The organism is Kitasatospora sp. NPDC001225 (assembly GCF_053597855.1).
Window position 1 is genome coordinate 31,608 of sequence record NZ_JBSFJC010000077.1, and the last position, 10,649, is coordinate 42,256.

The following is a 10,649-nucleotide window of genomic DNA, read 5'->3' on the forward strand; positions in this document are numbered from 1 at the left end:
GCCGGACGGCAGCGCCATTGTCGACCGCGACTCGGTCGTCGGCAAACGGTTTTACGGCCGGCGGAGCGGGTGCGGAGAAGCGGTGCGGAGAAGCGGTGCGGAGAAGCACCCGCAGGACCGCCGAACCCCCTACCGCGACGAGCGGCCCGTCAGCGGAACACCCCCGGCGGCGGTTCCGGGGACGGGGCCGCCGTGGCGTCCGTCGCCGGGACGGCGCCGGCCGCGAAGTCGGTGAGGGCGCGGCCGTGTTCGACCCGGGCGTGGGCGGAGTCGGAGGCGGCACGGCGGGTGAGTTCGGCGATCGGCAGCGGGGTGTGGGCGGCGGCGAGGACGAGGTTGCCGAAGCGCTTGCCGCGCAGCACGGCGGGGTCGGCGATCAGGCAGAGCTCGGGGAAGACCGCGGCGAGGGTGGCGACCTGGGAGCGGGCGAAGGGCAGGGCGCCGCCGTCGGCGATGTTGGCGGCGTACCAGCCGCCGGGGGCGAGAGCGCGGGCGGCGAGGGTGGTGAACTCGACGGTGGTGCAGTGGGCCGGGGTGCGGGCCCCGGAGAAGACGTCGGTGATCACCAGGTCGACGCTGTCCTCGGGGGTGCGTTCCAGCACGCCGCGGGCGTCCGCGCCGCGCACCTTGATCTGCCAGCCGCGTTCCAGGGGGAGTTCGGCGCGGACGAGTTCGGTGAGCGCGGTGTCGATCTCGGCGACCTGCTGGCGGGAGCGCGGCCGGGTCGCGGCGGTGTAGCGGGCGAGGGTGAGGGCGCCGCCGCCGAGGTGCAGGACGGTGAGCGGGCGGCCGGGCGGGGCGACCAGGTCGATCAGGTGGCCGAGCCGGCGCTGGTACTCGAAGCCGAGGCGGGTGGGGTCGGCGAGGTCGACGAGGGACTGCGGGGCGCCGTCGATCAGCAGCGACCAGGCGGCGGGGCGGTCGCGGTCGGGGCGCAGCTCGGCGAGGCCGGAGCCGACGGGGCGGCTGAGCGGGCCCTGGGCGTGGCTGCGTCCGCCCGGTCCGGTGGTGGCCTCGGGTTCCGGTCCGCGTGCGGCTCTGCTGCTTCGTCCCATGGCGGCCATTATCGCCGCCGCCGGGGGACGTCCGCTGGTCAGGGGCGTGCCACGGGGGCCCGGCCGGAGGTCGACTGGCCCGGCGGGGTCCGCGCGGCACGCCCGCTAGAACGGGCCGAGGCCGCCCGCGGTGAGTGTGCAGGCGGCCTCGCAGAGGGCGGATCGGAGGACCCAGGCGTCGGTGGGGCGGGCGGTGCGGCCGGTGCCGGAGGGCGGGATCACCCAGCGCGGGTCGGTGGCGGCGGGCAGCAGGGCGCCCGCGGTACAGGAGCTGCCGGGCAGGTGCCAGGTCTCCCAGGTGCCGGCCGGGACGAGGAAGGAGACGGTGCTGCCGTTGCGGCTCTGCAGGACGACTCCGCAGGCGCGGCGCAGTCTCAGGATGTCGACGGCCTCCAGGCCGTGCCGCAGGGCGACGGTCACGGTGTCGCAGGCGCTGACGACGGCTCCCTCCTCGGGGACGGTGCGCTCGCGCCGGTGGCCGCCGCGGGGGAGGCGGCCGCCTTCGACCGGTCCCCGGCCGGAGAGCCGGTCGTCGGCGGGTTCGGGGAGCAGGGCGGGGGCCGCGCCGGCGAGCACTCCCCCGGGGACGGGTCGGTACTGCGGCAGTCCGGTGGCCATCATGGGCTCTCCTGTACCTCGTCGGGTCCGGAAGCACAGCCGTTGGGAGGGGCCACCCGGCTGGGACGGGCCGGGCGACGGCGTGGGCTTCTTCCTCGTACCAGGACAACGCGGGGGTCGTGGCGCAGGCCACGGGGCGCATTACAGCAAGGCATGGCATTTCATGGCGGATACCCCGCAACATCGCCCTTTTTACCCGGGGTTGACACGAGATGTCCCGCCAACCGAATGTGTCTGCTCGGTGACTCCGAGTACTCTCGGCGCCATGGCAGCCACCCCACCGGCCGAGCCGAACCGTCCGTCCCCCAACGCCGTGATGCGCGCACTGCGCGGCGACCGCTCTCCCGGCGAGTTCGCCACGGCCGTCCGCAGGGCCGCCCGCGAGATCGGCGAGCACGTGTCCTGCGACGCCCGGTACGTCGGGCGGGTCGAGTCCGGTGAGATCCGCTGCCCCAACTACGCCTACGAGCGGGTGTTCCGGCACATGTGGCCGGACCGCGCGCTCACCGACCTCGGCTTCGCCCCCCGGACCTCCGTCCGCCGCCGCCCGGCGGACCGGTCCGTCGGGTGGAGCGAACCCCCTCCGCTCCACCCGACGTTCCCGCCCCCGCCCGCCCCGCGCTCACCTCTCTCCACTCAACTCCCGTACGCTGCCTCGCCGTACACGGATCCAGCCGCACCGGACGGGCCCCCGTGGCCGAGCCGCGGGACGGTGCCCAGGGGGCCCGATGGATCGCCCAATCTCGACGAGGAGAACGACGACGTGCGTCGCCGTACGTTCCTGGCCGGCGGCACCACCGCGCTGGCCTCCGTGATCGGCATCGACCGACCGGCCTCGGCGGCCGGCCGGCAGGCCGGCGCCGACGGCGCCCCCGGTGCGCTCGCCGGCCAAGGCGCCTTCCCCGGTGCGGAGTTCACCGCGCCGTCGCTGCTCGGCGGCGAACCGATGGTGCCCGGCCGGCCCGGGCCGGTGGGGCCGCTGCGCCGGGTCGGCGCCGCCGAGGTGCTCGGCGTGGAACAGGCCGTCCGGGAGATCCGGCTGGCCGACGACGCGCACGGCGCCGACGCCCTGTACGAGCTCGCCGGGCGGTCGCTGCGCAACGCGTACGTACTGCTCAACGAGTGCGAGTACAGCCCGGAGACGGAACGCCGGCTGCAGACCGGGGCGGGCGAACTCGCCATCTCCGTCGGCTGGTTGGCCCACGACTCGAACCGGCTCGCGGACGCCCGCTCGTTCTACTCCGAGGCGCTCGCCACCGCCCGGATGGCCGGGGACTCCGCCCTGGAGGCGCACGTCTTCTGCAACAGCGCCTTCCTGGCCAGGGACGCCGGCCGCCCGCGCGAGGCGCTGCGCGCCGCCCAGGCCGGGCAGGTCGCCGCCCGGGGCCTGGGCTCCGAGCGGCTGCTCGCCCTGCTGGCCATGCGCGAGGCCGGCGCCTGGGCGCTGCTCCAGGACCGCGTCTCCTGCGAGCGCGCGCTCGGCCGGGCGTACGCCCTGTTCGACCGGGGCCCCGGCGGGCGGGACCCGGAGTGGATGTCCTTCTTCGGCGAGGCCGAGATCGCCGGCCTCCAGTCGCAGTGCTGGTCGGCGCTCGGCGACTGGGACCGCGCGAGCGAGCAGGCCGGGCTGGCGATAGCGCTCCAGAAGCCGCACTTCGTCCGCAACCGGGTGCTGTACACCGCCGAGCTGGCCCACGACCGGCTCGGCCGCGGGGACCTGGCGGGGGCGGCGCACCACGGCTCGGCCGCCGTCGCGCTGTTCGGCGCCGTCCGCTCGGCCCGGATCCGGAGCATGCTCGCGGACACCGCCGGACGGCTGCGCCCGCACGTCGCGGTGCCCGAGGTGCGCCGGTTCCTGACCGACTACGACCGGGCGGCGGCCGCCTGAGCCCCGCCGCCCGGCCTAGCCTCGACGGGCCCCGAAGCCGCCCGGCACAGCCGGCTCAGTGCCCGGCGGCCAGGCCCTCCAGGTGGGACAGGTCGTTCCAGACCTCCACCGCCGGGGCGCCGTACTCCCAGGACAGCACGCACAGCGCGGCCGTACCGAGCTTGAACCGCTGGGCGTACTCGGGCGGCAGGCCCAGCCAGCGGGCGGTGAGGATGCGCAGCAGGTGGCCGTGGGCGAACAGGATCACGTCCCGGTCGGCGCAGTGCATCACGGTGGTGTCCGGGGCGGGGACGCCGTGCTCCTCGTTGAGGCCGGCCAGGAAGGCGTCCACCCGGGCGGCCACCTCGGAGAGCTTCTCGCCGCCGGGCACCCCGTCGCGCCAGATCAGCCAGCCGGGCTGGTCGCTGGAGCGGATGTCCGCGCCGGTGCGGCCCTCGTAGCGGCCGTAGTCCCACTCCATCAGCTCCGGACGCTCCACCGCGCGGTCGCCGAAGCCGGCCAGCTCGCAGGTCTCCTTGGCCCGGCCGAGCGGGCTGGTGTAGACGAGCGCGTCCGGCAGCCCGTTCCAGGGGGCCTTGGCGAGGCGGGCGCCGAGGGCCCGGGCCATCGCCCGGCCCTCCTCGGTCAGCGGGATGTCGGTGCGGCCGGTGTGGCGGCCGGTGGCGGACCACTCGGTCTCGCCGTGGCGGACCAGCACGATGCGGGCGGGCATGGGGACTCCTAGCGACGGGGCGGTGGCAACGGTCGGTCGGTCTCACCATTGAGCACCGGGCTCCATGATCCCCCACCCGGGCGGCGACCACGATCGAGGGGCCCGTCCCGGCGGCCGCGGGACCGGGGGCGGCAGGTGTCCGGTTCCGGCCGCGGCCCGGGGGCGGCGGACGTCCGGTTCCGGCCGCGGACCGCCTCTCCAACGGCCGGTCCGCACCGCGTTGTCGGACCCGGATGCGACACTGGGCCGCACCATGAACGTCTCGACGAACGTCCCGCCGCGCGGGCCCGCTGAGCCGCTCGCCCAGCGGCTCGCGGAGCTGCGCGGACCGGCCCCGCAGCGCAGTCTGAACGCCCGCTCCCTCGCCGCGCTGGCCGCCAACCCGGGCTGCCACCGCCGCGCCGTGCTCGACGCGGCCGGGGTGGACAAGTCGGTGCTGGCGGCCCGGCTCGGCCGCCCGGCCCCCTTCGGGCAGTCCCCCTTCGCCATCGCCCGCGGCGTGATCTTCGAGTCCCGGCTGAAGGCCGACGGCTACGCCCCGCTGCTGGAGCCGCTCCGCCACCACCTGGGCCTCCCGGTGGACGGCCACGCCCCGCTCCTAGTGCCGGACCTGCTGCACCGCTCGGGCCCGGCCGTGCGCGCCGACCGGACGGCCGAGGCGCTGGCCCTGGCCGCCGCCGACCCGGAGGCCTGGACGCTGCTGGACCACCCGATGCTGCGCCTGGGGGTGGCCGGCAGCACCGCCTACCTGGAGCCGGACGCGCTGGTGGTGCACGGCGGGCGGTGCACCGTGGTCGAGATCAAGTCCTTCCCGGTGCTGGACGGCGGCGCGGACCCGGCCAAGGTGGGCGCCGCCGCCCGGCAGGCCGCCGTGTACGTGCTGGCGCTCCAGCGGCTCGCCGCCGCGGCGGCCGGGCAGCCGCTCGCCGAGGACCCGTACACCGAGCAGCGGCTGCCGGGCAGCCCGCGCACCAGCGTGCTGCTGGTCTGCCCCAAGGACTTCGGCAACCGGCCGACCGCGGTCGCCGTGGACGTCCGCCGCGAACTGGCCACCACCCGCCGCCAGCTGGGCCGGATGACCGGCATCGGCCGGCTGCTGGCGGCGCTGCCGCCGGACGCCGACTTCGACCTGGCCGCCGACGAGGACGGCGCGCCGGCCCGGACCACCGAACAGCTGGCCGCCTCGGTCGAGGCGGTGCCCGCCGCGTACAGCCCGGACTGCCTCTCCACCTGCGAACTCGGCTTCCACTGCCGCGCCCGGGCCCGCTGCGACGACCGGGTCGAGCAGCTCGGCCGGGGCGTGCGCGGTGAGCTGGGCAGCATCCGTACGGTCGCCGAGGCGCTGGCCGCCGCCGGCACCAAGAGCGAGGACCTGGACGGCGCGGACGACGCCGCCGAGCGCCTGGCCTACGCGGCCGCCCTGCGCGCCGAAGCCCTGGGCGCCGGCGCCGTGGGGGCGGAAACCCAAGGGGCTCGCGCATGAGTCTGCTCACCACCCTCGCCCGGCTGGAGGCCGTCCGCAGCGGCCGGGCCGAGCCGCTGGCCACCGTCCGGCACCGGCACCTGTCGGACCGCCCGATGGTGCTGGTCCCGCTGACGGCCGCCGGCGAGTCCGGCGCGCCGCTCGCGGTGATGCTCGGCACCGACCGGGACGCGCCCCGGCTGCACCTGGTACCGCAGCCGCTCAACCGCACCCTGCGGTTCGACTTCCTGGCCGAGCTGGCCGCCGACCTGCTGCCCTACCTGGAGTCCTTCGCCGAGGACGTCGAGCAGATCGAGGGCTCCGAGAAGGACCCGGAGACCGGCGAGAAGACCCAGGTGTTCCGCGAGCTGTGCGCGGACGCCCCGCAGCTGGTGGTGCCGAACGGCGCGGGCGTGCACCACCTCGCCCTGATCGGCCGCTCGACCCGCTTCCGCCGCACCGCCGAGGACGAGGAGCCGGGCCCGTACCCGGCGCCGGTCCGGGTGCCGCTGCTCGGCCGCTGGCTGACCCACCTCACCGACCGCGCCCAGGTGCCCGGCTCCTCGCTGCTGCTGCCGATGACCGGCCTGCTGGCCCGGCACTGGGCGACCGGCCAGAGCCACCTGGAGGACCAGCACCTGGCGGCCCGGCTCGCCTGGCACCGCCCGCCGGACGGCCTGACCGGCGCGCAGGCGGCCGAGCTGGCCGAGTCCGCCCGGGACGACCGGGGTCAGCTGCTGCACCCGCCGGCCGGCCCGGCCACCGACCCGCGCTTCGACGAGTTCGTGCTGGCCCCGGCGATCACCCGCTACGACTCCGCCGTGGGCGCCCTGCAGCACAGCGCCGAGCAGCGCGACGAGGCCGCCGCCGCGCGCGCCCGGGCGGCCGTGCGGGCGGCGGTGACGGCGCTGGAGGAGGCGCTGGCGTCGGTCCTGCTGCCCACCTGGCGGGACGTCTGGCAGGGCCTGGACCTGCTGCGCGCCCTGCCGCCGGCCGGTCACCTGGCGGAGCGCTGGACGGGCGACCGCTGGTCCTACACCGGCCACCGGGACCGGCTGGCGGCCGGCGAGCCGCCGCAGCCCCGGCAGGACGACGCCGTCACCGCCGCCCGCAAGCTCGCCCAGCGCGAGCGCGAGCAGGCCCGCCTGGACGTCCAGGAGGCGCTGGACGACCCGCTGGCGATGGCCGAGCACCGGCTGTCCGGCGAGGCGTTCAGCGGCGTGGTGACGGAGGTGGTGCCGGACTGGGACACCACCGGCCGCTCCCCCAAGCCGCGCCCGCTGGTCACCCTGCGCACCGCCGACCGCCCGCACGCGGACCTCGGCCGGGAGGTGCACCGGGTGCACGGCCCGAGCCCGCAGAAGGCCGAGATCGTCGCGGTGGACACCGCCGAGGGCACCCTCACCCTGCGGGTGCTCTCCGGCATGGGCCGCAGGAAGGAGCCGGAGCCGGGCAGCCTGCCCGAGCCCGGCGAGCCGGTCACCTTCACCCTGTTCGAGCTGACGGTGCGCCAGTCCGCGCCGCTGCCCGAGCCGGACGACACCCCCTGGACCCACGGCGGCCCGCCCGGCGCCGCGCCCGTACCCGCCCCGTCCGTCTCCGAGGAGTGGGAGTGATGACCACTTCGATCCCCGAGCAGGCCCCGGGCGCGGCCGCCGACGCCGCGGTGGCCCGGATCCTGGCGGCCACCGTCCGTCCGCCGGCCGGCGCCCCGCGCGGCGTGGTGGTGGACTCCCCGCCCGGCGCCGGGAAGTCGACGCTCGTGGTGCGGGCCGCCCGCGAGCTGGTCGGGGCCGGCGAGCGGCTGATGATCGTCGCCCAGACCAATGGCCAGGTGGACGACCTGGTGGGCCGACTGGCCGAGAAGGCACCGGAGTTGACGATCGGCCGGCTGCACGCCGCGGACTCCCGGCCCGGCCCGGAGGTGCTGAAGCACGCCAACGTCACGCCCTCCGACAAGGTCGCCGACCTGGTCGAGCACGACGTGGTGATCTCCACCTCGGCCAAGTGGCAGTGGGTGCGGACGGAGGCGCCCTGGCGGCACGCGATCGTCGACGAGGCGTACCAGATGCGCTCGGACGCCCTGCTCGCGGTGGCCCGGCTGTTCGAGCGGGCGCTGTTCGTCGGCGACCCGGGCCAGCTGGACCCGTTCACCGTGGTCGGCACCGAGCAGTGGGCCGGGCTGTCGTACGACCCGTCCGGCAGCGCGGTGGTCACCATGCTGGCGCACAACCCGGAGATCGAGCCGCACCGGCTGCCGGTCTCCTGGCGGCTGCCCGCCAGCGCCGCGCCGCTGATCTCGCGGGCCTTCTACCCGTACACGCCGTTCCGCTCCGGCACCGGCCCGGACGACCGCCGGCTGACGGCCGCCGTCCGCCCGGACGGCTCGGCGCTGGACGCGGTGATCGACCGGGCCGCCGAGCACGGCTGGGCCCTGCTGGAACTGCCCGCCCGGCACACCGTACGGACCGACCCGCAGGCCGTGGCGGCCGTCGCGGCCACCGTCCGCCGGCTGCTGGAGCGGGGGCTGACCGCCCACTCCGAGCAGGGCGAGGCCCCGCTCACCGCGGACCGGGTCGCCGTCGGCACCGCCCACCGGGACCAGGCGGCGGCCGTGCGCGCGGCCCTGCTCAAGGCGGGCGTGCCAGTGGACGGCGCGGCCGGTCCGGCCGTCACGGTGGACACCGCCAACCGCCTGCAGGGCCGCGAGTACGACGTCACCGTGGTGCTGCACCCGCTCTCCGGGCGCCCCGACGCGACCGCCTTCCACCTGGAGACCGGCCGGCTCTGCGTGCTCGCCTCCCGGCACCGGCACGCCTGCATCGTGGTGGCCCGGGCCGGGATCGCCGAGCTGCTGGACGAGCACCCCGCGACCGAGCCGGTGCAGCTGGGCGTCCCGGTCGCCTTTCCGGACGGCTGGGAGGCCAACCACGAGGTGCTGGAGCACCTGAGCCGCCACCGGGTCCACCTGCGCTGAGGCCCGTCCGGCCGGCCGCCGGGGTCAGTCCTCGGTCTCGCAGACGGCGTAGGCCACCACCGACCCCCGCTCCGCCCGCGCGCTCCAGCCGCGCGCGTCGGCGGTGGGGCCGTCGGCGCGCACCGGACCGTCCGCGTCCGGCTGGAGCCGGTAGCCGCCGCCGGTCAGGTGGGTGCCGGCCGGGCAGGTCGCCGTCGAGGCGCCGCCGGGGGCGCTCGGCTCCCCGGTGACCACCAGCGCCGTCTCGGCGGCCGCGGCGGGCGGGGCGACGGAGGCGGCGACCGTGAGCAGGGCGCCCAGCAGGGACAGGACGGACAGGGCGAGGGCCGTCAGGCCTCTTCTCACACGCATGGGGGTTCTCTCCGGTTCGTCGGCTTCATCGGCTGCCTCGGCTTCGTCGGGCAGCCCGGGCGCACCGGGTGCACCGGGCGCACCCGGACAACCGGTTCGCATGCGATCCGGAAGCGCGGCGCACGAGTCGCGCGCCCGGCGTGCGCCGGGGAATAGCGCTCGCGTGCGCACCGTTCCGCTACGGGCCCCCGCCGCGAGACAATGGACGGCGGCCACGACCGGGCGGCGCAGCCCGGAGCAGATTTCCCCCACCCCCACCCGAAACCCGGAGGTGTCCGTCCATGCCCGACTCCCCAGAGTCGTCCGAGCCCACCAGGCGCCTGCGTCCGGTGCAGCTGCTGTTCGAGCCGCAGTCCGCCGAACCCGAGCCGGAACGATTCTTCGACCTGGAGTCGATCGAGGACCCGGCGGAGCTGCTGCGCCGCTCCACGGAGCTGGCCCTGGCCTTCCGGGCCGCCGCCGAGCGGGCCACGGACTTCCAGGCGGTCGCCGCCGCGCAGCTCGCCGACCCGCGCCGGTTCGACGCGCTGTCCGACGCCGAGGTCGCCCGGCGGGCGGACTGGACCCCGGACTACGCCGCGAAGATGATCGAGTACGGCCGCACCCTGCTCCAGCCGCGCCGGCACGAGGACTGAGCGCCCGCGGCCGACACTGGCCCCTGGCATATGCGCGGCGGGGAAGGGTACGCCGTCCCTCGCCGCGCTGTCCGGCGAACCGCGCTTTCCGTCGCACCGGGGGCGTGCGCCGCACAGGCTGCTCTCCGTGGAGATCTGGACGCAGCAATCGGTGACGCAGCAGTCGGTGTCGTACCCGTCGGTGATGCACCCGTCGGTGGAGTGCGTCGGCGCGGCCGGGGAGGCCTGGCTCGCTTCCGCCAGCGAGTACCCGCGCAGCATGCGCGCCCTGTGGGAGAGCCGCCCCTGGGCGCCCTCGGTACTGCCCTGCGGGCGCGCCTTCGACGTGATCAGCATGCCGGCGCTGTTCGGCCGCCGGGTGCTGGACGAGCTGTGGGCGTCCGGGCCGGGCTGCGGGCCGGTGGCCGTCCACCGGGGACGGCTGCTGCTGTTCGTCCAGCCGGGCGCGGCGCCCCGGCTGCGCCGGCTGCTGGCCTGGGAGGAGTGGGCCCGGGACGTACCGCCGCTGCTGTGCCACGGCAAGGGCGACGCGGTGACCGTGCCGCCCCTGCAGCGGATGGTGAACAGCCCGGACTCCCCCGGGCAGGGCGCCGGCCGGTGGATCGTCGCGCCGGAGCGGCGCGACCCGCGGCTGCCCGGCGCCGCGGTGGTGCTGTGGGCCTGCGTCCGGGCGGCGCGCGAGCCGGGCGCGCCGGTTGCCGCCGGGGCGGCCGTCGTGACCGGGGGGTGAACGCGGGGCGGCCGTTATTCGATTTTGGCTCGGCCGCACGGCGCTGCTAGAGTCTTCTCTGTCAGCAGGCGCCGCTAGCTCAGTTGGTTAGAGCAGCTGACTCTTAATCAGCGGGTCCGGGGTTCGAGTCCCTGGCGGCGCACAGACAGTCGGAAGGCCCTTCGCGAGAGCGAAGGGCCTTGTCGCCGGCGAGGGCGGCGCCGCTGATGCCGCCGAGGTCC

At 76.6% G+C, this 10,649-nt stretch carries 10 protein-coding genes and 1 tRNA gene; 7 read left to right on the top strand and 4 right to left on the bottom strand.

Translation table 11 applies throughout. From position 1 onward, the window contains the following. Nucleotides 1–149 precede the first annotated feature (149 nt). Both ACWDCZ_RS24665 and ACWDCZ_RS24670 read right to left on the bottom strand, forming a co-directional pair. Nucleotides 150–1,055, bottom strand: coding sequence for a spermidine synthase (locus ACWDCZ_RS24665; RefSeq protein ID WP_449816985.1), 906 nt, complete (start codon nt 1,053–1,055; stop codon nt 150–152). Nucleotides 1,056–1,160: 105 nt separating this feature from the next. After that, nucleotides 1,161–1,676, bottom strand: a complete 516-nt coding sequence (locus tag ACWDCZ_RS24670; RefSeq protein WP_310593138.1) for a hypothetical protein — start codon at nt 1,674–1,676, stop codon at nt 1,161–1,163. Nucleotides 1,677–1,938: 262 nt separating this feature from the next. On the opposite strand from ACWDCZ_RS24670, the gene ACWDCZ_RS24675 reads away from it, so the two are divergent. Next, the gene (locus ACWDCZ_RS24675; protein WP_449816986.1) at nt 1,939–3,561 is read left to right on the top strand and encodes a tetratricopeptide repeat protein; all 1,623 of its coding nucleotides are present in this window, start codon (nt 1,939–1,941) and stop codon (nt 3,559–3,561) included. 55 nt (nt 3,562–3,616) lie between these two features. Here ACWDCZ_RS24675 and ACWDCZ_RS24680 read toward each other — a convergent pair whose 3' ends face one another. Then, nucleotides 3,617–4,273, bottom strand: coding sequence for a histidine phosphatase family protein (locus tag ACWDCZ_RS24680; RefSeq protein WP_074005115.1), 657 nt, complete (start codon nt 4,271–4,273; stop codon nt 3,617–3,619). Nucleotides 4,274–4,526: 253 nt separating this feature from the next. Between ACWDCZ_RS24680 and ACWDCZ_RS24685 the strand changes: the two genes are divergently transcribed. From ACWDCZ_RS24685 to ACWDCZ_RS24695, 3 genes are read left to right on the top strand one after another with little or no spacing between them, the layout of a single operon-like run. Further along, nucleotides 4,527–5,756: a hypothetical protein gene (locus ACWDCZ_RS24685; RefSeq protein ID WP_449816987.1), complete on the top strand. Its 1,230-nt coding sequence runs from the start codon at nt 4,527–4,529 to the stop codon at nt 5,754–5,756. Next, nucleotides 5,753–7,351: a hypothetical protein gene (locus ACWDCZ_RS24690; RefSeq protein WP_074005113.1), complete on the top strand. Its 1,599-nt coding sequence runs from the start codon at nt 5,753–5,755 to the stop codon at nt 7,349–7,351. The genes ACWDCZ_RS24685 and ACWDCZ_RS24690 overlap by 4 nt, the downstream gene beginning before the upstream one ends. Further along, nucleotides 7,351–8,712: an AAA family ATPase gene (locus ACWDCZ_RS24695; protein WP_074005112.1), complete on the top strand. Its 1,362-nt coding sequence runs from the start codon at nt 7,351–7,353 to the stop codon at nt 8,710–8,712. Before ACWDCZ_RS24690 ends, ACWDCZ_RS24695 begins: the two co-directional genes overlap by 1 nt. 24 nt (nt 8,713–8,736) lie before the next feature. Here the strand turns inward: ACWDCZ_RS24695 and ACWDCZ_RS24700 are convergent, their stop codons facing one another. Then, nucleotides 8,737–9,063: a hypothetical protein gene (locus tag ACWDCZ_RS24700; protein ID WP_449816988.1), complete on the bottom strand. Its 327-nt coding sequence runs from the start codon at nt 9,061–9,063 to the stop codon at nt 8,737–8,739. Between the two features lie 281 nt (nt 9,064–9,344). Here ACWDCZ_RS24700 and ACWDCZ_RS24705 point away from each other — a divergent pair, with 281 nt between their 5' ends. From ACWDCZ_RS24705 to ACWDCZ_RS24715, 3 genes are all read left to right on the top strand, one after another. Next, nucleotides 9,345–9,698 carry a hypothetical protein gene (locus tag ACWDCZ_RS24705; protein WP_074005111.1) on the top strand — a complete coding sequence of 118 codons (354 nt, stop codon included), beginning with the start codon at nt 9,345–9,347 and terminating at the stop codon, nt 9,696–9,698. A 184-nt stretch (nt 9,699–9,882) separates the two neighbouring features. Continuing rightward, complete coding sequence (locus ACWDCZ_RS24710; RefSeq protein WP_380777990.1) at nt 9,883–10,428, top strand: bifunctional DNA primase/polymerase; 546 nt, start codon at nt 9,883–9,885, stop codon at nt 10,426–10,428. Nucleotides 10,429–10,496: 68 nt separating this feature from the next. Then, nucleotides 10,497–10,570 (top strand) — tRNA-Lys (locus tag ACWDCZ_RS24715). Nucleotides 10,571–10,649: the final 79 nt, after the last annotated feature.

Excerpts from the sequence above, each read along its gene's own strand:
- ACWDCZ_RS24665 (WP_449816985.1), bottom strand. The coding sequence starts at position 1,055 with ATGGGACGAAGCAGCAGAGCCGCACGCGGACCGGAACCCGAGGCCACC.
- ACWDCZ_RS24670 (WP_310593138.1), bottom strand. The coding sequence starts at position 1,676 with ATGATGGCCACCGGACTGCCGCAGTACCGACCCGTCCCCGGGGGAGTG.
- ACWDCZ_RS24675 (WP_449816986.1), top strand. The coding sequence starts at position 1,939 with ATGGCAGCCACCCCACCGGCCGAGCCGAACCGTCCGTCCCCCAACGCC.
- ACWDCZ_RS24680 (WP_074005115.1), bottom strand. The coding sequence starts at position 4,273 with ATGCCCGCCCGCATCGTGCTGGTCCGCCACGGCGAGACCGAGTGGTCC.
- ACWDCZ_RS24685 (WP_449816987.1), top strand. The coding sequence starts at position 4,527 with ATGAACGTCTCGACGAACGTCCCGCCGCGCGGGCCCGCTGAGCCGCTC.
- ACWDCZ_RS24690 (WP_074005113.1), top strand. The coding sequence starts at position 5,753 with ATGAGTCTGCTCACCACCCTCGCCCGGCTGGAGGCCGTCCGCAGCGGC.
- ACWDCZ_RS24695 (WP_074005112.1), top strand. The coding sequence starts at position 7,351 with ATGACCACTTCGATCCCCGAGCAGGCCCCGGGCGCGGCCGCCGACGCC.
- ACWDCZ_RS24700 (WP_449816988.1), bottom strand. The coding sequence starts at position 9,063 with ATGCGTGTGAGAAGAGGCCTGACGGCCCTCGCCCTGTCCGTCCTGTCC.
- ACWDCZ_RS24705 (WP_074005111.1), top strand. The coding sequence starts at position 9,345 with ATGCCCGACTCCCCAGAGTCGTCCGAGCCCACCAGGCGCCTGCGTCCG.
- ACWDCZ_RS24710 (WP_380777990.1), top strand. The coding sequence starts at position 9,883 with ATGCACCCGTCGGTGGAGTGCGTCGGCGCGGCCGGGGAGGCCTGGCTC.